This is a genomic window from Hymenobacter cellulosilyticus, assembly GCF_022919215.1.
Classification (GTDB): domain Bacteria; phylum Bacteroidota; class Bacteroidia; order Cytophagales; family Hymenobacteraceae; genus Hymenobacter; species Hymenobacter cellulosilyticus.
In genome coordinates, this window is the sequence record NZ_CP095046.1 from 2,917,598 (window position 1) to 2,936,926 (window position 19,329).

Sequence of the window (19,329 nt, forward strand, 5' to 3'; positions counted from 1 at the left end):
GGCCACCCAACTCTGCTTTCATGAAAACCCTGCAATTCAAAACCAACATCAACTGCGGCGGCTGCATCAAAGCCGTGACGCCCACGCTGAACGGCGAGCAGGCCATTAGCTCCTGGCAAGTCGATACGGCCAACCCCGACAAGATTCTAACGATTACCGGGGAGCTGGAAGAAGCTCAGGTTATTGCGCTGGTCGAGGATGCCGGCTTCCAGGCCCAGGCCGTGTAGCTAGCTATTAGCTTTGCTCTAAACGAAAAAACGCCTGCAGATAGCAGGCGTTTTTTGTAGGTATGCACTCCGCTTACGACTATGCGCGGCGGCTTTGCCAGGCCAGCAAGTCACTGGCGGTGTCAACGTCGCTCAGGGGTGGGAGCTGGCCCAGGCGCAGGCCCAAACGGTTGGCGTCGGCCAGGGTGTCAGTCAGTACTGAGTCGGTACTCCAGGCTTTGCCGCGGAAAAAATCGGCTACCAAGGTGGTCATGCCTAGCAGGTAATAGCCCCCATCCAGGGCCGGCCCCACGACTACATCGTGGCTGGCGAGGTGGGCAAACGCCTGCTCTAAATCAGCACTGGACAGCTCGGGGCAGTCGGTCCCGATGATTACAACCCGGCTGGCGCCTTCGGCAAAGGCGGCTTCAAAGGCATGGTGCATTCTTTCCCCCAGCTCCCCAGTGGGTTGAGGCCGCTGCCCGTAGCCCCGCCAATCGGCGAAGAAAGTTGGGCCCATCGGCGGCTCCCCGGCCAGCCACAGGGTTTTGGTAGCGGCCACACCGTCGGCGGCCGTGCGGGTGTGGTGCAGCAGTTCTTCGTACACGCGCAGGGCTTCTTCCTCGCCTACCGTGTGCGCCAGGCGGGTTTTGACGAGGCCCAGCGCCGGGTGTCGGGCAAAAATGAGTAGATGGTCAGCCATATAGCCGGGGCGAAGAAAGTTCGGAACAGAAAGCTAAGCCACGGTGCCGCCGCAGCTGGAGCCTGCCCCGGCCGTGCAGCCGTAGCAGTGCTGATTGACCACGATAGGGCGTTGGGCCAGCGTGGCGGCGTCGAAGTCGCGGATATGCTGCACGGTGCTGGCCACGTGCAGGTCCAGCATCTGGTTGAAGTCGCAGTCGTAGAGGCCGCCGTCCCAGCCCACCGAAATCGTGTTGCGGCACATCACGCCGGCGGCGGCCACGGGGTTGAAGGCATTGACCAGCTTTTCCATGTAGCCCGCGTAGTTGCCCGACTCAATCAGGTAGTCGAGGTAGCGGCTCACGGGGATGTTGGTAATGGCGTACAGCTCGTTGAAGACAATGCCGTGGTCCTTGAGAAGCACCCGCTTGAACTGGTCCTGCAGGCCTTTCTGCCCGCCGGGCAAAAACGCCCCGGCCGGGTTGTATACCAGGTTCAGCACCAACCCGAGCCTTCCTGCCCGTAGCCCACGGCGTTGAGCATTTTCAGGGCCCGAATCGAATCCTCAAACACTCCGTCGCCGCGCTGACTGTCGGTTTTGGCCGCGCTGTAAAAGGGCAGGGAGCTGACTACTTCCACGCCGTGCTTTTTGAAAAACTCGGGCAGGTCGTGGTACTTCTTGTTGGCCACGATGATGGTCAGGTTGCAGCGCACGAGCACCTTGCGGCCTAGCTTGCTGATTTCCTCCACAAACCAGCGGAAATCGGGGTTCATTTCCGGGGCCCCGCCGGTCAGGTCCACCGTGGGAATGTCGGTTTGGGCCAGCGCGTCGAGGCAATACTGCATCGTTTCGCGGGTCATGATTTCCTTCCGGTCGGGGCCGGCGTCTACGTGGCAGTGCTTGCAGACCTGGTTGCACATCTTGCCCACGTTGATTTGCAGCACGGCCGGCGCCACGGGCGTAAGCGGAAACAAACCCGCCCGCCCAGCTTTTCGTGAAACAGGGGCAGGTGCAGCGTATCGGCCACTTCCCGGCGCAGCACGGTGAGTTGAAACGACGAATCGGCCAGCTGGTGGCCGGTGGACCTTAAGGACTTAATCATGAGCTCGGGACGAAAGGATTAGCAGCAACTGCCGGTGGTTTCGCTGGCCGCGGCGGTACTAGCCGGGGCAGGGCCGCAGGGGAATAAGCCGAAATGCTGGTTTTTGGTGCCATCTACCCGGAAATGAGCCCCGTAGCGGGTCAGGCTGAGCATGTCGGCGGTGTTGCCGCACACGAGCACCGGCCGGCCGGTTTCGAACACGTGGTGGTCGTCTAGGGTAAAACTGTGGGGCTCGTCGGGGAAGTGCCCAGGTAGGTAGCCACCTGCCCGTAGTCTTCGCACTGGTCTTCCAGATCGAGCTTAAAGGCCCGCACGGTAAGGGAGTAGAACTTGATGTTGCCCACTTTGCGCTCAATCTCGGCGTTGCCGATGGTAAGGCGGCGCTGGGCCGTGAGGCGGTAGTCGCGGATGCCCAGCTCGCGCAGCAGGCGGCGGAAATCCTCGATGTAGAGGGCGCCGCTGAGGCACTCGCCGTAGAGTACCGGGTCCTGGCGCAGGGCTTCGGGCACGCGCCGGTCCGAGAATACGTCGGCAATAAACAGCTCGCCGCCGGGCTTGAGCACTCGGAAAATCTCGCGGTACGTGGCGGCCTTGTCGGTGCTCAAGTTGAGCACGCAGTTGCTTACTACCAAATCCACGCTGTTGTTTGCAAGGCCAGCTGAGTGCAGGTCTTCGATAAAGCCGTGGCGGAACTCCACGTTGGGCTGCTGGTAGCCAAACCGCTCGGTGTGCGTGGCCACGTGGCGGCGGGCCACGGCCAATTGTTCCTCCGTCATATCCACCCCAATCACGCGGCCCTGCTCACCCACCAGCTTGGACAGCAAGTAGGCGTCGCGGCCCGAGCCCGAGCCCAGGTCGAGCACGGTAAGGCCTTCCACGGCCGAGGGAATGCACACGCCGCAGCCGTAGTACTTCTCCAGCACTTCCGACTCCAACTGGGCCAGAATCCGCTTGTGGGCTGCCGGAATATCGTCGGTGCAGCAGGCGTTGGTTTTCAGGTCGTTGCTGGATTGCAGCTCGGTGCCATAATAGTCCTGCACCTGGGCCTGAATATGTTGCTCCATGGGGTGGGTTGCTTTATAAAGTAGTAGAGAAAAATGCCGCCGGCCGCTTTCTGCTTGCCGCAGATACGAAGTCCGGTAGGCTTCCGGATCGGGGTTGAAGCCTGAATAGGGCAAAAGCAGGCAGTTTTGGTGGCGAATGCCCGCTAAGCAAGTTAACACATCCGGCGGGGTTCTGTTATCCGAAATTCCTTCCGAGGTACGGCCTGCCTTCATCTGCGCCGTTGCCCAGCCCGGGGCTGAAGCGGCAAACAGGCTTTTACTCGTAGAAATGCCGCAGCCGGCGGGTGGTTCGCAGCACTATCCAGTCGCCGAGGCGGGGCAGCCAGGTGTGTACCAGCACGATAAGCCGCCCCAGGGCCGAAATAACGGTACGCTGCCGCCGCCGCCGGATGTGGCTCAGGATAATGCCGGCCACTTCGGCCTGGGTTTTCTGCCAGCGGGGCGGGCGGTGGGCAATGGGTACGGGCTGACCAGCCGCATCGAGGACGCGCTTTTCGGGGTCGTTCTGGGTGAAGCCGATATGAACCACGCCGAAGTGAATGCCAGTAGCGGCCAGCTCCAGCCGCAGCGTGTGGGCCAGGTTCGACACCGCCGCTTTGCCGGCGCAGTAGGCCGAGCCGCTGGGCATGCCGTTCAGGGCCGAAATAGAGGAAATAAACGTAACGCTGCCTTTGGTTTGGGTGAGGTAGGGCAAGGCCGCCTTGAGCGGGTACACGGTGCCGTACACGTTGCTGTCGAGCACCTGGCGGAATACTTCGGGCTGCATGTCGGCGAAGTAGGCCCGCTGGGAAATGCTGGCGTTGGTAATCAGAATATCGAGCTGCCCAAAGGTCCGGATGGCGGTATCAATTAGCGTTTCGCAGGCGGCGTAGTCGGTTACGTCGGCCAGGCAGCTGGCTACGGCAAAGCCGGCGGCTTCGAACTCCTGGCGGGTAGCTTCCAGCCGCTCAGCGTTGCGGCCGTTGAGCACCACGGCAGCCCCTTGTTGGCATAGCAGGCGGGCCGTTTCACGTCCAATTCCTGATTCCGAGCCGGTCACAACAGCCACTTTGCCCGCAAACACGCCCTTGCTACCGGCCGGGGCGGCCAGGCAGCCGGGCGGCAAACCGAAGCGGCTGGTTGGGTATCAGGCATAATCGTGGGCTTTAAACCAGTGAAATGCTTCGGCAATAGCCGTTTCCAGGTCGGTTTGGGGCAAGTTTAGCTCGGTGCGGGCCTTGTCCACGCGGAAGTAGTGCCCGTCGTTGGCCACGGCCGCCATGGCTGAGTTGAGCTGGGCTGGCCGGCCAGTGAGCCGGGCCTGCAGGTCGCAGAAATGACCATAGAGCGAGGCCAGGCCGGCCGGAATAGGCCAGCGCGGAGCCGCCACGCCCAGCACTCGGGCCATCAACGCAAACGCTTCGTGGTAGCTCAGGTTCTGGTTGCCCAGGATGTAGGATTCGCCCACCCAGCCCTGAGTCAGAGCATTGACTGTCGCCACGGCCACGTCCCGCACGTGCACGTAGTTTTTGCCGCCCGGCGGGTAGCCCGGCAGCTTGCCCCGGTAGAGCTCCAGCAGCAGGGCGTTGGAAGTGGGCTTGGCGTCGCCGGGGCCGAGCATAAACGTAGGGTGCACCAGCACGGCCGGTAGCTGCTCCCGGGCGGCGGCTTGCAGTACTACGTCGGTGGCGGCCCGCTTGCTGTCCATGTAGTCGAGGCCGTAGGAGCGGCCGGCGTAGGGCCGGGTTTCGTCGCCGGGCTGCTCTTTGGTGCCGAAGCCGAAAACGTTGGCCGTGCCCACGTACACGAAGCGGCTGATGCCCGCCTGCCGGGCCAGCTGCAGCACGTTTTCGGTGCCGGTCAGGTTGGCAACCCACACAGCCGGGTTCCGGGCCGGGTTGACCTGCGCCAGGGCGGCGGCATGAATAATAGCCCCGCAGCCGTCTGCGGCGCCCTTAAGCGTAGGCAGTTGGGCGACGTCGCCTTCCCAGACCTCGATGGGCCGAGACGAAAGCGCCGCCAAAGCAGAGGTTGCCGCCACGCCGGGGCGCACCAAGGCCCGCACCGGGTAGCCCCGCTGCCGAAGCTGCTCTACGAGGTGGCGGCCCAGAAAGCCGCCGGCGCCGGTTACCAGGACTTTGGGCAGCATCAGCGGTAGTTGAGCATGGCCTTGTAGGTGCGGGCAATGCGGGCGGGAGCCACGTTGAGAAAAAACAGCGAAAAGGCCGTCAGGTTGGCAATCTGCACCCGCAGCCAGCTGTTGGTTTCGTACTTGCGGGCCGACACCACCACGTCTTTGGGCACAATCAGGAAGCGGGCCTGCCGCCGGATGCGCCGGATAATGTCGAAGTCTTCCATGATGCAGTAGTGCTCATCGAAGCCGTGCAGCCGCCGGAATAAGTCGCGGGTAATGAACAGGGTCTGGTCGCCGCCGCGGCTCATGATGCCCTGGAAGCGGGTACCGTAGCTGTTGAGGCGCAGCAGCGGGTGGCGGGAGTCGAACCGGAACCGGTAGCAGCCCGCCTCGTAGCCCTCGGCCACGGCCTGCCGGATGGTAGCCACGTACTCGGGGTGAATGCCCACGTCGGCGTGCACGAAGTAGAGAATGTCGCCGGTGGCGTGCTGGGCCCCGTGGTTCATCTGGGCGGCCCGGCCCGGCTGAGGAGCGGTAAGCACCGTCGCTCCGGCCTGCCGGGCCAGCTCGGCCGTGCCGTCGGGGCTGGCGGCATCCACTACCAGCACTTCTACCGCGCCGGCCGGAGCATGCTGGCGCAGCTGCCCGATCAGGCTCGTAATGGTAGCCGCTTCGTTGTAGGTGGGAATGATAATGCTCAGAAGCATGGGGCGGGGGGTAGGGGCGCAGTACCGATGGGTTCAGTTAGTTTACGAAGAATTCCGGCTAAAAAGCTTCGCCAATGGTCAGGTAAAACCCGCTCGACTCCCGGCCCAGCGCGTAATCGAGGCGCAGATTGAGCTGGTCGCGGCGGTTGAGCACAAACCGCAGGCCGCCCCCGTACGCCGCTTTCGGCTGGTTGAGCCGCAACAGCGCGTCATCGTCGCCCAGGGCCCCCACGCCGCCAAAGGCCACCACGCCCAGCTGCCGGTACACCGCCAGGCGCAGCTCGGCCTGCACAAGGCCCGCGTGCTGGTCGCGGTAGCGGCCCTCATAGTAGCCGCGCAACCGCCGGGTGCCGCCCAGCAACGACAAGGCATTGAACGGGGCCGTACCGGCCGTAAAGCTGGCGAAGTAGTTCAGGGCCAGAATGGCGCGCGGGTGCAGCCGGTGGTAGGACGACACATCGGCTACGTAGCGGCTGAAGCGGGTGGTCGGCCCGTTGGTGTTGGCGGCTCGGTTGCGGTGCAGGTAGGTAAGGTCGGCCACCACGCCCTTGCTGGGGAAGAAGACTTTGTCGCGGGAGTCGAAGAACAAGCCCAGGCCGCCCCGCGCAGGCGGCTGCCGCGGCCCCCGGGCACGGTGCCGCCGGCCAGCAGTCCGCCGGCTTCCGTACTGGTCACGTCGTAGTCCTCATACTGGTAGCGCAGGCCGGCGTAGAGCTTGCCTTGCCGCAACTCGGGCAGCACCCGCCGGAAGGCGTTGAGGCGCACCCGGGGGAAATTCACGCCGTAAAGCTCCCGGGGCACTTCCCGCTGGCCCACGCCGTAGAAATAGTAGTTGTAGCGGTAGTAGCCCGCCTCGCCGTAGGCATAGTAGGTGTTGCGGGCATAAAACAGCTGAAATGGCAGGTACAGCAGCAGTTGCCGGTTCTGGGTGTAGGCCACGCCCAAGGTGAGCTGCGAGGGCCGGGCTTCGGCAAAGGCCGAGTCCCGCCGAAACCGCAGCGTGGCCGTCAGGGCGGCCCCGTAGGCCAGGCGGGTTTCGGGGGTATAATACACCAGCGGCAGCGGAATCAGGGCCACTCGCCGCCGCGGCAGGCTGTCGGGCGGTGCCAGCGCAGTGAAACCTAGCAGGGCGGTGAGAAGCATCAGAACAAGTAATTTGCCAGTCCTACGAGGTGGGGCGGGCATAGAGTTTGCCTTCCGCCAATCTTTCCGCCGGCCCGGTCCCGTATATGCCGGCTAATGCACCTACTCATGAGCTTCTTCCAACGGTTTCCCCGCCTGCTGACCACCGCCGCCCTGGCTGCGCTGACAACTCTTGCCGGCTCACCGGCTTCGGCCGCCGCCCCGGTTGCACCACGCCGCAGCACACCCGCCGCGGCCGGCGTCGACCATAGCGCCTTCGACAAGCAGCTGAAAAAGTACGTCAACGAGAAAGGGCTGGTCAACTACAAAGCCTGGAAAGCTGATCAGGGTGCGTTCAACCAATACCTGGCCTTGCTGAGCAAGAATCCGCCGGCGGCTGGCTGGAGCAAGCAGGAGCAGATGGCCTACTGGATTAACGCCTACAACGCCTTCACCATCCGCCTGATTCTGGACCATTACCCGCTGGAAAGCATCAAGGATATTGGCACCAAGATTCAGATTCCGTTCGTGACTACGCCCTGGGCCTCGAAGTTCTTCAGCATCGGCGGCGAGAAGATGAGCCTCGACAACATTGAGCACGGCATTCTGCGCAAGAAGTACAACGACCCGCGCATTCACTTTGCCCTCGTGTGCGCCTCCATTTCCTGCCCCCGCCTGCGTACCGAGGCCTATACCGCCGCCAAGCTGGACAGCCAGCTCGACGACCAGGGCCGCGACTTTCTGAACAACCCGGCCAAAAACAAGCCCGGCAAATCCTCGGCCCAGCTCTCCAAGTACTTCGACTGGTACAAGGGCGACTGGTCGGAAAACGGGCAGTCGGTGACCAGCTGGGTGAATAAGTACGCTGCCACCAAGCTGGATAAAAACGCGACCATCAGCTTCCTGGACTACAACTGGCAGCTCAATGCGCAGTAAGACGGCCGTGCCGGACGGGAAAGGAGCGGGGCTGTGGCGCTGAGCGGCCGGCTGGCAGCTGCGGTGCTGGCACTGAGCTTGCTGCCGACGCCAGCGCCGGCCCAGCAACCCGGCCCAGTCGAAACCCGGCGCTACGCCATTGAGGTAGCCGGCCTGCGCGTGGGTACCATGACGGCCACCCGGCAGCCGGGAGCTGCTCCAGCCGAGGTTATTTCCACGCTGGTGAGCGACGTGCAGGTGGATTTTCTGCTCTACCACCTCAAGATTTACTACAAGGTCGTCAACCGCAGCCGCAACGGCCAGCTGTTGCTTTCCACGGTGGAAGCCCACACCAACCAGGGCGACTTTGGCAGCCGGGCCGAGTGGAAAGTTGACCATTACGACATCGTGGCCGACCAGTACAAGCACCACTACCGGGCCACCGAGCGGCAGCCGATTACGACCACCGTTACCGACCTGTTCTTCGCTGAGCCGGTAGGCGTGAGCCGGGCCTACGCCGAATATTTCGGGGATTATTTCAGCTTGAGCCGGCCTAAGTCTGGCCAACTCAAAGCCGTACGCGACGGGCGCGAAGATGAATACCAGTACGCTAACGGGCAGATGGTCAGTATTATCAAGAAGAACCCGCTTAAGAACTTCGTTATCCGGCTGCTGCCCTGAGGGCAGGCTTTCGAAAATGGGAAATATGAGCGGAAAGCAACGGTGCGGGGTCAGGTTTGCGTAGTTTTAGCCTCCAAACGACTTTCTATGAGCCAGCCTGAATATGATGCCGTGGTAGTGGGTTCGGGCCCCAATGGGCTGGCCGCGGCCATTGTGCTGCAGCAATCCGGCCTGCGGGTGCTGCTGCTGGAAGGCAAAAGTCAGCTGGGCGGGGCCTGCGCACGGCTGAGCTGACTTTGCCGGGCTTTAAGCACGACATCTGCTCGGCCATTCACCCGCTGGCGGCGGCCTCGCCGTATCTGCAAACCCTGCCGCTGGCCCAATACGGCCTGGAGTATATCACCCCGCCCGTGGCCGCCGCCCATCCCTTCGATTCCGGCCGGGCTGCTACGGTGGTCAATTCCCTGGAAGACACGGCCCGCCGCCTGGGCGCCGATGAGCGGGCCTACCGCCAGCTTATGGCCCCGCTGGTAGCGCAGTGGCCCGGCATTGCGGCCGACGTGCTGGCCCTCTGCAGCTGCCCCGGCACCCGCTCGACATGGCCCAGTTCGGGCTGTCGGCCCTGCAGCCGGCTACGCTGCTGACCAAGCGTTTTCAGACGCCCGAGGCCCGGGGGCTGTTTGCCGGCATGGCCGCCCACGCCATTCAGCCCCTGGAAAACCTGACGACTTCGGCCATTGGCTTGGTGCTGCTAATTGCGGCTCACCGCCAGGGCTGGCCCTTGCCCAAAGGCGGGTCCCAAAGCATTGCCGACGCGCTGGTGGCCCATTTCCGGGCCCTGGGCGGGCAGGTCCAGACCGATACCATGGTCACTTCCCTAAGCCAACTGCCCGAAGCCCGGGCCGTGCTCTTCGACGTGACGCCCGCCCAGCTGCTGCGCATTGCCGGGCACAGCTTGTCGGCCGTGTACCAGTGGCAGATGCGGCGCTACCGCTACGGCATGGGTGTTTTCAAAGTCGACTGGGCGCTGGATGGGCCCATTCCCTTTACCGCCGCCGAGTGCGGGCAGACGGCCACGGTGCATTTGGGCAACACGCTGGAGGAAATTGCGGCCGGGGAAAAAGCAGCCAACCGCGGGCAACACCCCGAGCGGCCCTTCGTGCTGCTGGCCCAGCAAAGCCTGTTTGATACCACCCGCGCCCCGGCCGGAAAGCACACGGCCTGGGCCTACTGCCACGTGCCCCACGGCTCCCGCCAGGACATGACTCAAGCCATTGAGCGGCAGGTCGAGCGGTTTGCGCCCGGCTTCCGGGACCGAATCATCGGCCGCCACACCTTCGATACGGCCCAGCTGGAAGCCTACAACCCCAACTACGTGGGCGGCGACATCAACGGCGGCCGGCTCGATATCAGCCAGCTCTTTACCCGGCCCGCCTTGCGCGCTTCGCCCTACCGCACCTCCCGGCGCGGGCTGTATCTGTGTTCCTCGGCCACGCCGCCCGGCGGGGGCGTGCACGGCATGTGCGGCTACCACGCCGCCAGCCGGGCCCTGCGCGACATTTTCGGGCTCCAGCCCCCGCCGCTGCACCGCGGGTAAGCAGGTCGTTGGAGGCGGGAAAAAGCAGGTTCGAAACCAGCTGGCGGGCTGCGGCAAAGTCGGGGAGGAGTCTTACCTTGGGGCATTCTTCCTGACTCGCGTTTAGCCCCTGCTGCTATGCTACTCGACCCGCCCCGCGCGAATCACTCGGAATTATGGTCCCGGCTTGAAGCCCTGGACCTGGATGGCGCGGCCCCGCTGTCCTTCTCGCACCGCCTGGCCCGCGACAATGGCTGGACCCCGGACTTTGCCCGGCGCGTGGTGCTCGAATACAAGAAGTTCGTGTTTCTGGCTGCCACCTGCGGACACCCGGTTACGCCCTCCGACGAGGTAGACCAGGCCTGGCACCAGCATTTGATCTACACCCGCTCATACTGGGAGGAGCTTTGCGGGGAAATTCTGGGCTTTGCGCTCCACCACGGCCCACTAAGGGTGGCGCGGCCGAAGGGCAGAAGTTTCGGGACTGGTACGCCAAAACCCTGCAGGCCTACCACGCCGCTTTCGGTACCGTGCCGCCCGCCGATATCTGGCCCGCGGCGGCCGTGCGGTTCGGAGAGGCCCCGCATTTTCGGCGCGTCAACCTGCGGCGGCACTGGCTGCTGCCCCGGCCGCGGTGGTCTGGCCCTAGTTCTACGCAAGCCTGGATTTTGGCTTTGGTGGCCCTGGTACTGGTGGGCTGCACCGCCCGCCTGCCCCTGAACCCGCTTAACTGGTACGGGCAGGAGTTTCTGGCCTTTTACTGGCTGCTGTGCCTGACGCTGCTACCCCTGACTTTGTGGTGGCGGCACCGGGGCCGGGGCCCGGAGGATTTGTCGGCGGCCGAACCACTGCCTACTACCTACGAGCTGGTGCGCCTAGCTGAACACGGACAGCGCCTGCCCGATAGCGCCCTGGCGGCCCTGGCGCACGCGGGCAAGATTGAGCTGCTGCCCCACCAGAGAGTACGACGCTCTATCAACGCCTCGCCCCCACGGATGCCTACGAGTTGGCCGTCTGGAACCGGGTGCTGCCCGAGGGCTCCACGCTGGACGCCGTACGGCGCTGGGTTGTGCAGCCTACTCTTGAAGCAATACAGACCCTGGATGCCGGCCTCGAAGCCAAGGGCTGGCTGCTGCCGGAGTCCGAGCGCCGCCGCCTCAATCAGCCGGTGACAATTACCCTGGTAGTGCTAAGCTTGTTGGGGTTTGCCAAGGTAGTGGTGGGCCTGTCGCGGGAACGGCCCGTTGGGTTTCTGGTCGCCACGCTGCTGGCGCTGGTTGTGTTGGCCTTCTATGCCTACCACCAACGGCCCTGGACTACCGGCCGCGGGGCCCGGGTGCTGCGCGAGGCCGCGGCGGTAGTGCACCAGGAGCGGTACTCGGAGTCTGTCTCAACGGAATACGTGGCCCTGACGGTAGGCATGTTTGGCGTGCAGGGCCTCAATATTCTGGGCCTGAACCACGTAGCTGTTCTGCTGGTGCCGCCCGGCCGTCGTGACTCCGGTTTCGGCGGTGATTCCGGCAGCAGTGGCGACTCGGGCGGCGACTCCGGCTGCGGCAGCAGTGGCTGTGGCGGGTGCGGGGGCTGCGGCGGCGACTAGCATTGGCCGTAAAGCACAAAGCAGCCCTTCCGTCGTCCGGAAGGGCTGCTTTGTAACGGCTAGAGCCGAAAAGACTTACTCGGCCTTGGCGTTGAGGTAGTTTTTGGCCAGGTCGTTAAGCTTGGTGTCGGTCAGCTGCTCCTCGTCCAGGGTTTGCTGCAGCAGGGCGGCGGCGTCGGTGTAGCCCAGGCGCTGGGCAAAGTGGGCGGCCGTGCCGTAGCCCGATATTTCGTAGTGCTCGATGCGTTGGGCGGCCGCAATCAGGGCCGCGTCCATCACCTCGTCGGTGGCATTTTCCGACATGGTTTCCTGGCCTTCAGCAATCAGGCCTTCCATGGCCTTGCAGGTGTGGCCGCCGAGGTCGAAGTCCTGGGCTTTGGCAATTTTTTCAAGGCGCTCCACCTGGGCTTCGGTTTCGCGCAGGTGCTTTTCGAAGCCGCGGCGCAGGCGGCCGTCCTTGGCGGTTTCGGCCATCTGAGGCAGGGCTTTCACAAGCTGCTTTTCGGCGCTGTATAGGTCCTTGAGCTGCATTTCAAACAGGTCGTCCAGGGTTTCCAGTTTATCGAACATAAGGCTGAAGGGTTAGAAAGGTGAATTGGGTGAGTCCTCTTTCTCCTACGAATCGGCTTCCAGAGCGTTCCGGACGAGCTTTTGCTAAAATGACCTTCTGGTGGAGCTTCTCAAACCTTCGGCCGCCTCCAATGGTATTACCGGGCATCGTGCCCGCCGTTGGGCGGCACCATCCCGGGCAGTAGAGCTGCCCCTCACTTTTTGCTTAATCTCAAGTTACCTATGGAATACCGTCAACTGGGCGCCTCGGGCCTGCGCATTCCCGTGCTGAGTTTTGGTACTGCCACCTTCGGGGCGGCAACGAGTTTTTCAAGGCCTGGGGCAGCACCCAGGTCGAGGAGGCCCGCCACCTGATTGATATCTGCCTGGAAGCCGGCGTCAATTTGTTCGACACGGCCAATGGCTACTCCGACGGGGCCGCCGAGGAAATTCTGGGCAAAACCCTGGAAGGCCGCCGCCACGAGGTGCTGATTTCCACCAAAGCCACTTTCCCGACCGGCCCCGGTGCCAACGACTACGGTTCCTCCCGCCACCACCTGCTGCAGGCCTGCGAGGACAGCCTGCGCCGCCTCGGCACCGACTACATCGACATCTACCACATGCACGGCTTCGACGCCCACACGCCCGTCGACGAAACCCTGCGCACCCTCGACACGCTGATTCAGAGCGGCAAGGTGCGCTACATTGCCTGCTCTAACTTCTCGGGCTGGCACCTGATGAAGTCGTTGTCGGTGTCGGAGCGCCACGGCTGGGCCCGCTACGTGGGGCACCAGGCGTATTATTCTTTGGCTCACCGCGAGTTTGAGTGGGAGCTGCTGCCCTGGCCCAGGATCAAGGCGTGGGCACCATCGTCTGGAGTCCGTTGTCGGCCGGCTTGCTCAGCGGCAAAATTCGCCGGGGCCAGCCCATTCCCGAAAGCAGCCGCCTGGCCCAGGGCGGCGGGCAGGGGCCGCAGGTGCCCGACGAGCGGCTGTTTGCCATTATTGACGTGCTCGACGAGGTAGCGGCCGAAACCGGGAAAACGGTGCCCCAGGTGGCCCTGAACTGGCTGTTGCAGCGCCCCACGGTGGTCAACCTCGTCATCGGGGCCCGCAACGAGGAGCAGCTGCGCCAAAACCTGGCCGCGGCCGGCTGGAACCTCACACCCGAGCAGGTAGCCCGCCTCGACGCGGTCAGCGCCACCGAGCCAATTTACCCCTACTGGCACCAGCGCCGCTTCCCGATGCTGGGCCACACCGGAATCTAAGGAGCTGGCGGCCTTGCGCCTGGCAGTGGCGCTGGGCGAGGCTTGCCCGTAAACTGCCGCATTTCCCTTTTCTTTGTTTGACCCAACTACCCGCTATGCCCCAACCTATTTCCCCGCTCCGAACCGTGGACGTGACGCGCTACGTCACGCCGCTGCGCGAAGGAGGCTCGTTGCCGGCCCTGGTCGAGGCCGACGACAACTTCATGTACGTGGTCAAGTTTCGGGGCGCGGGGCAGGGCATCAAGGCCCTGATTGCCGAGCTGGTAGTGGGCGAAATTGCCCGGGTGCTGGGGTTGCGGGTGCCTGAGCTGGTGTTCTGTGAGCTCGACGTAGCCTTTGGCCGCTCCGAGCCCGACGAGGAAATCCAGGACCTGCTGCAAGCCAGCACCGGCCAGAATCTGGGGCTGCACTACCTCAGCGGCGCCATTACCTACGATTCGCTGGTTACAACCATTGAGCCGCGCCTGGCTTCGCAAATCGTGTGGCTCGATGCCCTGACCCTGAACGTGGACCGCACCGCCCGCAACACCAACCTGTTGATGTGGCACAAGGAGCTGTGGCTCATTGACCACGGCGCGGCCCTCTACGTGCACCACGCCGGCCCGGGCTGGGCCACGCCCCGGCCCCGGCCGTTTCCGCAGGTCAAGGACCACGTGCTGCTGCCCCAGGCCAAGGAGCTGGCCCAGGTAGATGCCGAGTTCCGGCCCCGACTTACGCCGGAAGTACTGCGCGAAATTCTGGCCCTGGTGCCCGACGCCTGGCTGGAAGAAGCTGCCGCCGGCGACGCTACGGCCGCCGAGCAGCGCGAAAATTACGTCGGTTTTCTGGCCTACCGCCTGGCCGCATCCGAAACCTTTGTTCAGGAAGCCGAAGATGCCCGAAAAGCACTTATTTGAGTATGCTGTGCTGCGCGTGGTGCCCCGCGTGGAGCGCGAAGAGTTTCTGAACGTCGGCGTGATTCTCTACTGCCGAGCCCAGGGCTTTCTGCAAACCCGCTGCCACCTGCCCGAAGCCCGCCTGCACGCCTTTACCAGCGCCGAGCTAGACTTCGAAGAGCTGCGCCAGCGCCTGCAGGCCTTCGAGAAAATCTGCCGGGGCAAGCCCGAGGGTGGCACCATCGGCCGCCTGGCCCTGGCCGAGCGGTTCCGCTGGCTTACGGCCACGCGCAGTACCATCGTGCAAACCTCACCCACTCACCCCGGCCTCTGCGAAGACGCCACCGCTACCCTGGAGCAGCTGTATCAGCAATTGGTGGGGTAAATGGGCAACTGTCAACCGGTTCTGGGTCCGAAGCGCCCCGAACTCTTCAGGCTGACTACTACCGCGGTTCTACACCGCGACCTTGCGGTTCTATACCGCACTATCCCGATGTAGAACCGCGAGGTCGAAGTGTAAGACCGCGGTATCCCGGTTCTACACCGCACTATACCAGTGCAAGACCGCAGTATCCCGGAGTTACATCGCGACTTCGCGGTCTTACACCGCAATATCCCGGTGTAAAACCGCATGGCTGGGTGCTACTGTTGCGACGGGTGAGCATCCCGATGACAGCCTCTTGGTATCCATTACTCCTGGTTGAAGAGGAGCAGGACCCCTATCGAAACAGCTCCCGCAGCTCGTCCCGACTCAGGTTCTTGATGAGCGTGGCATCAGTGTGAATCAAGTCGTGGGCTAGTTCGCGCTTGGCTTCCTGCAGCTTCATGATTTTCTCCTCAATGGTGTCGGGGCAGATTAGTCGCACGGCCACCACTTTCTTGTCCTGCCCGATGCGGTGGCTGCGGTCAATGGCCTGATTTTCCACCGCCGGATTCCACCACGGGTCCACCAGGTACACGTAATCGGCCTCGGTGAGGTTGAGGCCCGTGCCGCCAGCTTTCAGGCTGATCAGGAACACGCGCACCGAGTCGTCCATCTGGAAGCGGGCCACGGTGGCCGCCCGGTTTTTGGTTTGGCCGGTGAGGTAGGTAAAGGGAATGTCCAACGTCCGCAGTTCGTCCCGAATCAAGTTCAGCATGGTCACGAACTGAGAGAAGATCAGGATTTTGTGCTGCGGGGCCTTGGTCCGGACTTCTTCTACCAGGGCTTCGAGCTTGCTGGAGGCCCGGCCGTAGTCGGCCTCGTCGGGCAGCAGGGCGGGGGAGTTGCAGATCTGGCGCAGCTTGGTCAGGCCCTGTAGAATGTGGATGCTTTCCTTCTGGGGCGCGTCCTCGTGAATGCCCAGCAGCAGGTCGTGGTACTCTTTTTTGCAGGCCTCGTACACCCGGCGCTGCTCGGCGCCCATTTCGCAGTAGAGCACCATTTCGGTTTTGTCGGGCAGCTCCCGGGCCACCTGGCCCTTGGTGCGGCGCAGCACAAACGGGCTGATGCGCTGCTGCAGTTCCCGGGCCCGTCGCTCGTCCTTGAACTTGTCGATGGGCCCGGCATACAAATCCTTGAAGTGCTTGAGGGAGCCCAGCAACCCCGGGCAGGCAAACGACAAGAGCCCGTAAATATCCAGCGTATTATTTTCCAGCGGCGTGCCGGTGAGTACCACCCGGTTGCGGGCCTGCAGCAGCCGCGCGGCTTTATAGCGCTGCGACTCCGGGTTTTTGATGGCCTGGGCCTCGTCCAAAAACACGTAGTTGAATGAGTACTCGCGCAGCTGCTTGATGTCGGCCACCAGCGTGTTGTAGGTCGTCAGCACAATGTCGCAGGCGTCGAAAAGGGCAGCTTCGGCCCGGCGCAGACTGCCCTGCAGCACGTGTACGCGCAGCGTGGGAGCAAACTTCTCGACCTCGGCCTGCCAGTTGAACACCAGGGACGTGGGCACCACTACCAAACTGGCCGGGCGCGAACCGTGCTGGCGCTGCAGCAGGATGAAGGCCAGCACCTGCAGGGTTTTGCCCAGGCCCATGTCATCGGCCAGACAGCCGCCAAAATTGAAGGTGTCCAGGAAGTTAAGCCAGTTGAGGCCCTGCCGTTGGTACTCGCGCAGCGTAGCCTGCAAACCCGCCGGGGGCTCTACTGGGGCAATGCCGGTGAAGTCGGCCACGGCGGCCTGGTAGGTGGTCAGGCGGGCCCGGGCAGCCTCGTCGAGGGCGGCCGGGTCGTAGAGCTCCTGAATCAGGCGGAAGTTGCTGCTGGGCGTGCGGATTCGGTCTTCCACCACCTCGCCGGCGGCAAAGTATTCGGCAAACCTCTCGACCCACTCCTGGGGCAGAATTCCGCGGGTGCCGTCGTCAAGGCGCACGTAGTGGCTGCGGTTGCGGATGGCCTGCTGCACCTGCCGCAACGAGGCTTTCTGCTGGCCGAAGCGCACGTTGAGTTGGGTGTCGAACCAGTTGGTTTCGCCCGTGACGCGCACCGAAATCCGGGCCCGGTAGGGGTTGAGCGTGTTGTCCTTGAGCTGGTTGAAACCCAGAATGCTGATGCCAGCTTGCTGCCAGTCTTCAAAGGCCGTCAAAACCCACTCCTCGTCCAGAAACAACGCCCGGGGTGCGTCGAAAGCCGCCTGGTGCAGCTGCTCCTGCCACGTGGGGTACTGGCGCAGCAAAGCCGTGATGAAGCCGGCCTCGGCGGCCGTGTCGCGCTGCAGAGCGAAGGTGCGGCCCAGCTCGTCGGTAGCCAGAATCTGGCGCTTCGAGAGGATGGGCACTTCCCGGGTGCCGTAGCGCATCACGGGCAGCACTTCCACGCCCAGGCCGTTGTCGGAGAGGTAAAGCAGCTTTTCCGGGGCCTGGTCGAAGCCGCTGCTGGCCCGCTGTTCGGGCGTGGCGGGCCGCACAAAGGAGTAGCTCACATGGAGCTTGTCCTCCAGGTTGGCCAGCACCTGCTGCTGAAACTCGCGGAACTTGCTCTGGTGAATCAGCAGGGTGTTGTTGCGCCGCTTAAAAAACTCGATTACCCGCCACACGGCCAGGTCTTCCAGCAGGTACAGCGCCTTGTTTACGGCCACGAAATACTCGAAGCGGATAGGGGCGGTAGTCAAATCCACGGGCTGGTCGTGGAGCAGCAGCCGGCCCGTTACCTCGTAAAACTCGTTTTGCTGACTGACGTGCAAATGCAAATCGGTGGGGCGGCCCGCAGCTGCAGCGGCGTGAGAGCCGGCCCGGTAAGCTTATCCGACACAGTCGGGTTGTGGGCAAAAACAGGCAGGTTCTCGGGGTTGTCTACAATGGCCCGCAGTGCCTGCAGCGTCGCCGTCGAGCGTTTCTCGTCGTAGTTGTGCTGAAAGCGGGCCAGGCCGGAGTAGAACCGCAGCTCGGCCAGGTTGTCGCTCGTACCCAGCCGGTCGAGCGGGTTGAGCACCGTCACCGGGTTTTTGACTTTGCCCGCCGTCGTGAGCACCGCCTCGGCCAGCTGCACCGTGAGGTGGCCGTAGTACTTGTGCCGGCTCAGCACCACGATGCGCCGGCTGCCCGCCGCGGCCACCGCCCCGCGCCCCTCCGGCAGGAGCTGACTTACCAGCTCCTGGGTGGTAGCGGCCGTAACGGCAAACAGGCCCGCCTGCCGCGGCGCGACCAGTACCTGGGGCCGGTTGTAGGTCAGCTCAAAGTGGGCGTCGAGGTCGGTGGCGTGCTCTAGGCCGTAGTCGCGGGCGGCGGCGCGCAGCAGCTCCTGGCGCTGGGCCGCGTCGAAAAACACCCGCAATTCCTTGCGCTGCAGAATGCTGAGCAGTACCAGAGCCTGATGCTCGCACAACGTGCCGGCCGGAGCTGAGCAGCTGCAGGTTAGCAGCAAGCCCTGAGGCTGCTGCTCCACCGTAACCGGCGGAAACGGCGGGCCGCCAAAGCTGCTTGGGCTGGTAAAGGTGCCCGCGTTTAGGGTCAGTTTCTGGGGCTGAATGGCGGTGAGGGTGCGGTAGTCGGCCGGCGGTAGGGTAGGGGCGAGCCGCTCCACGTCGGCACTGGTAAGGGCCGGCAGCTGGGCCGCAAACCAGTAATGGTGTCGGCCCGGCTCCAGTTCAGCAGGTATTTCCGGGGAAGGAGGCATACAACAGGGCGGGGCGCGAAGAAAACAGGTGGCCGGCTGGTCCAGACTTCGCAACGCCCGAAGATACGGCCCGCGCCGGGCCTGCCCGAAGCCGAGACGCAAAAAAGCCCCGGCATGGGCCAGGAGCTTTAGTAAACTACGTAGTGCTAGGCTGGGCCCGGCCGCGGCTAGGCCATTTCTACCGTTATCTGCGCCACGGCACGGGTCATGGGCCGGGAATTAAGCCGCTATCCAGGTACCATTGCCTAGGGCGTACCCATTCAGCCAGGGTTGCCTGGCCAGGTCGGCCACCAGAGTCGTGGTGGTGCTGTTGGCTGCTTTGGCAATCCGGTGGGTAAAGCCGCGGTGTGGGGCAGCAGCGGCAGGTGGTACCACCTTGCAGAACAGCACCTGGCCGGTCCAGTCACGGTCGGGCCCTGGAGCCGGTGCCGCGCCAGGCGTAGGGAAGGTTTTGTCATAGGCTTTTCTGAACTTGCCCAGCACGCTCTGGCAACCGCAGTCCATCTGAAAGCCAATGGTGTAGGTAAGCTGGCCGGCGTCGTCCGGGGCGCTTAGCTTTCCTTGCAGACCAAGATTGCCGTAGCAGCGCAGGTACTGCTGACCAAAGTGTTGAAAGCTTTTCTCAGTCTTGAACCGCAGCTCAAAGACGCCTTCGGATTTGGTTGGACCTGACATAAGGTTGCCTAAAAATAGTGGGAGGATAAGAACGAAGGGCCACGTTGAAGCAGGTGTGCGCCCCGGTGGCCGGGGGCAAGGCCCGGCTAAGGGTACCGCTTAGCCGGAATGGGGTAGGAGTATGGCAAAGTAAAGTGTTGTCCAGTAAGTGTTTGAGCG

The 19,329-nt window shown here is 63.5% G+C and carries 21 protein-coding genes and 3 pseudogenes; 11 read left to right on the forward strand and 13 right to left on the reverse strand.

Annotated elements, in window-relative coordinates:
- Positions 1–20: 20 nt before the first annotated feature.
- Complete coding sequence (locus tag MUN79_RS14290; RefSeq protein ID WP_244673389.1) at positions 21–227, forward strand: heavy-metal-associated domain-containing protein; 207 nt, start codon at positions 21–23, stop codon at positions 225–227.
- 79 nt (positions 228–306) lie between these two features.
- Here the strand turns inward: MUN79_RS14290 and MUN79_RS14295 are convergent, their stop codons facing one another.
- From MUN79_RS14295 to MUN79_RS14335, 9 genes and pseudogenes are all read right to left on the reverse strand, one after another.
- On the reverse strand, positions 307–909 hold the full coding sequence (locus MUN79_RS14295; RefSeq protein ID WP_244673390.1) for a TIGR04282 family arsenosugar biosynthesis glycosyltransferase: 603 nt from the start codon (positions 907–909) through the stop codon (positions 307–309).
- A gap of 33 nt (positions 910–942) precedes the next feature.
- Positions 943–1,987, reverse strand: a pseudogene (gene arsS / locus MUN79_RS14300) (arsenosugar biosynthesis radical SAM (seleno)protein ArsS).
- Positions 1,988–2,008: 21 nt separating this feature from the next.
- Positions 2,009–2,191, reverse strand: coding sequence for a hypothetical protein (locus tag MUN79_RS14305; RefSeq protein WP_244673391.1), 183 nt, complete (start codon positions 2,189–2,191; stop codon positions 2,009–2,011).
- An 11-nt stretch (positions 2,192–2,202) separates the two neighbouring features.
- On the reverse strand, positions 2,203–3,054 hold the full coding sequence (locus MUN79_RS14310; RefSeq protein ID WP_244673392.1) for a methyltransferase domain-containing protein: 852 nt from the start codon (positions 3,052–3,054) through the stop codon (positions 2,203–2,205).
- Positions 3,055–3,310: 256 nt separating this feature from the next.
- Positions 3,311–4,159, reverse strand: a complete 849-nt coding sequence (locus MUN79_RS14315; protein ID WP_244673393.1) for an SDR family oxidoreductase — start codon at positions 4,157–4,159, stop codon at positions 3,311–3,313.
- Positions 4,160–4,180: 21 nt separating this feature from the next.
- The gene (locus MUN79_RS14320) at positions 4,181–5,182 is read right to left on the reverse strand and encodes an NAD-dependent epimerase/dehydratase family protein (protein ID WP_244673394.1); all 1,002 of its coding nucleotides are present in this window, start codon (positions 5,180–5,182) and stop codon (positions 4,181–4,183) included.
- Positions 5,182–5,874 (reverse strand): TIGR04283 family arsenosugar biosynthesis glycosyltransferase, encoded by a 693-nt coding sequence (locus MUN79_RS14325; RefSeq protein ID WP_244673395.1) that lies wholly within the window; start codon positions 5,872–5,874, stop codon positions 5,182–5,184. Before MUN79_RS14325 ends, MUN79_RS14320 begins: the two co-directional genes overlap by 1 nt.
- A 58-nt stretch (positions 5,875–5,932) precedes the next feature.
- On the reverse strand, positions 5,933–6,418 hold the full coding sequence (locus MUN79_RS14330; protein ID WP_244673396.1) for an outer membrane protein assembly factor: 486 nt from the start codon (positions 6,416–6,418) through the stop codon (positions 5,933–5,935).
- Positions 6,337–7,017: a hypothetical protein gene (locus MUN79_RS14335; protein WP_244673397.1), complete on the reverse strand. Its 681-nt coding sequence runs from the start codon at positions 7,015–7,017 to the stop codon at positions 6,337–6,339. The genes MUN79_RS14330 and MUN79_RS14335 overlap by 82 nt, the downstream gene beginning before the upstream one ends.
- A 108-nt stretch (positions 7,018–7,125) precedes the next feature.
- On the opposite strand from MUN79_RS14335, the gene MUN79_RS14340 reads away from it, so the two are divergent.
- The 5 genes and pseudogenes from MUN79_RS14340 to MUN79_RS14360 all read left to right on the forward strand — a co-directional run bounded on the left by MUN79_RS14340 (position 7,126) and on the right by MUN79_RS14360 (position 11,708).
- On the forward strand, positions 7,126–7,932 hold the full coding sequence (locus MUN79_RS14340) for a DUF547 domain-containing protein (protein ID WP_244673398.1): 807 nt from the start codon (positions 7,126–7,128) through the stop codon (positions 7,930–7,932).
- Between the two features lie 33 nt (positions 7,933–7,965).
- A complete protein-coding gene (locus tag MUN79_RS14345) occupies positions 7,966–8,592 on the forward strand; it encodes a DUF6134 family protein (RefSeq protein WP_244673399.1) in 627 nt (208 codons plus the stop codon).
- An 87-nt stretch (positions 8,593–8,679) separates the two neighbouring features.
- Positions 8,680–10,129: pseudogene (locus MUN79_RS14350) on the forward strand (phytoene desaturase family protein).
- A 117-nt stretch (positions 10,130–10,246) separates the two neighbouring features.
- Positions 10,247–10,828 (forward strand): glycine-rich domain-containing protein, encoded by a 582-nt coding sequence (locus MUN79_RS14355; RefSeq protein ID WP_244673400.1) that lies wholly within the window; start codon positions 10,247–10,249, stop codon positions 10,826–10,828.
- A 304-nt stretch (positions 10,829–11,132) separates the two neighbouring features.
- Positions 11,133–11,708 carry a TIGR04222 domain-containing membrane protein gene (locus tag MUN79_RS14360; RefSeq protein WP_244678335.1) on the forward strand — a complete coding sequence of 192 codons (576 nt, stop codon included), beginning with the start codon at positions 11,133–11,135 and terminating at the stop codon, positions 11,706–11,708.
- Between the two features lie 75 nt (positions 11,709–11,783).
- On the opposite strand, the gene MUN79_RS14365 is transcribed toward MUN79_RS14360, so the two are convergent.
- The gene (locus tag MUN79_RS14365) at positions 11,784–12,278 is read right to left on the reverse strand and encodes a YciE/YciF ferroxidase family protein (protein ID WP_244673401.1); all 495 of its coding nucleotides are present in this window, start codon (positions 12,276–12,278) and stop codon (positions 11,784–11,786) included.
- A 222-nt stretch (positions 12,279–12,500) separates the two neighbouring features.
- On the opposite strand from MUN79_RS14365, the gene MUN79_RS31025 reads away from it, so the two are divergent.
- The 5 genes and pseudogenes from MUN79_RS31025 (at position 12,501) to MUN79_RS14380 (ending at position 14,784) form a co-directional block, all read left to right on the forward strand.
- Entirely contained in the window at positions 12,501–12,632 is a 132-nt protein-coding gene (locus MUN79_RS31025) for a hypothetical protein (RefSeq protein ID WP_311136473.1), read from the forward strand.
- A pseudogene (locus MUN79_RS31030) lies at positions 12,632–13,033 on the forward strand (aldo/keto reductase); the annotation flags it as partial. The gene MUN79_RS31025 and the pseudogene MUN79_RS31030, both read left to right, overlap by 1 nt.
- An 83-nt stretch (positions 13,034–13,116) precedes the next feature.
- Positions 13,117–13,524, forward strand: coding sequence for an aldo/keto reductase (locus MUN79_RS31035; protein WP_311136474.1), 408 nt, complete (start codon positions 13,117–13,119; stop codon positions 13,522–13,524).
- 95 nt (positions 13,525–13,619) lie between these two features.
- Positions 13,620–14,420, forward strand: a complete 801-nt coding sequence (locus MUN79_RS14375) for a HipA family kinase (RefSeq protein WP_244673402.1) — start codon at positions 13,620–13,622, stop codon at positions 14,418–14,420.
- The gene (locus MUN79_RS14380; protein ID WP_244673403.1) at positions 14,398–14,784 is read left to right on the forward strand and encodes a DUF3037 domain-containing protein; all 387 of its coding nucleotides are present in this window, start codon (positions 14,398–14,400) and stop codon (positions 14,782–14,784) included. Before MUN79_RS14375 ends, MUN79_RS14380 begins: the two co-directional genes overlap by 23 nt.
- A gap of 334 nt (positions 14,785–15,118) precedes the next feature.
- Here MUN79_RS14380 and MUN79_RS14385 read toward each other — a convergent pair whose 3' ends face one another.
- From MUN79_RS14385 to MUN79_RS14395, 3 genes are all read right to left on the reverse strand, one after another.
- A complete protein-coding gene (locus MUN79_RS14385; protein ID WP_244673404.1) occupies positions 15,119–17,569 on the reverse strand; it encodes a DEAD/DEAH box helicase in 2,451 nt (816 codons plus the stop codon).
- The gene (locus tag MUN79_RS14390; RefSeq protein WP_244673405.1) at positions 17,527–18,495 is read right to left on the reverse strand and encodes a hypothetical protein; all 969 of its coding nucleotides are present in this window, start codon (positions 18,493–18,495) and stop codon (positions 17,527–17,529) included. Before MUN79_RS14390 ends, MUN79_RS14385 begins: the two co-directional genes overlap by 43 nt.
- A 219-nt stretch (positions 18,496–18,714) precedes the next feature.
- Positions 18,715–19,170: a hypothetical protein gene (locus MUN79_RS14395; RefSeq protein WP_244673406.1), complete on the reverse strand. Its 456-nt coding sequence runs from the start codon at positions 19,168–19,170 to the stop codon at positions 18,715–18,717.
- Positions 19,171–19,329 lie beyond the last annotated feature (159 nt).

Coding starts and splice junctions, on each gene's coding strand:
- MUN79_RS14290 (WP_244673389.1), top strand. CDS start 21: ATGAAAACCCTGCAATTCAAAACCAACATCAACTGCGGCGGCTGCATC.
- MUN79_RS14295 (WP_244673390.1), bottom strand. CDS start 909: ATGGCTGACCATCTACTCATTTTTGCCCGACACCCGGCGCTGGGCCTC.
- MUN79_RS14310 (WP_244673392.1), bottom strand. CDS start 3,054: ATGGAGCAACATATTCAGGCCCAGGTGCAGGACTATTATGGCACCGAG.
- MUN79_RS14320 (WP_244673394.1), bottom strand. CDS start 5,182: ATGCTGCCCAAAGTCCTGGTAACCGGCGCCGGCGGCTTTCTGGGCCGC.
- MUN79_RS14325 (WP_244673395.1), bottom strand. CDS start 5,874: ATGCTTCTGAGCATTATCATTCCCACCTACAACGAAGCGGCTACCATT.
- MUN79_RS14335 (WP_244673397.1), bottom strand. CDS start 7,017: ATGCTTCTCACCGCCCTGCTAGGTTTCACTGCGCTGGCACCGCCCGAC.
- MUN79_RS14340 (WP_244673398.1), top strand. CDS start 7,126: ATGAGCTTCTTCCAACGGTTTCCCCGCCTGCTGACCACCGCCGCCCTG.
- MUN79_RS14355 (WP_244673400.1), top strand. CDS start 10,247: ATGCTACTCGACCCGCCCCGCGCGAATCACTCGGAATTATGGTCCCGG.
- MUN79_RS14365 (WP_244673401.1), bottom strand. CDS start 12,278: ATGTTCGATAAACTGGAAACCCTGGACGACCTGTTTGAAATGCAGCTC.
- MUN79_RS31025 (WP_311136473.1), top strand. CDS start 12,501: ATGGAATACCGTCAACTGGGCGCCTCGGGCCTGCGCATTCCCGTGCTG.
- MUN79_RS14375 (WP_244673402.1), top strand. CDS start 13,620: ATGCCCCAACCTATTTCCCCGCTCCGAACCGTGGACGTGACGCGCTAC.
- MUN79_RS14380 (WP_244673403.1), top strand. CDS start 14,398: ATGCCCGAAAAGCACTTATTTGAGTATGCTGTGCTGCGCGTGGTGCCC.
- MUN79_RS14390 (WP_244673405.1), bottom strand. CDS start 18,495: ATGCCTCCTTCCCCGGAAATACCTGCTGAACTGGAGCCGGGCCGACAC.
- MUN79_RS14395 (WP_244673406.1), bottom strand. CDS start 19,170: ATGTCAGGTCCAACCAAATCCGAAGGCGTCTTTGAGCTGCGGTTCAAG.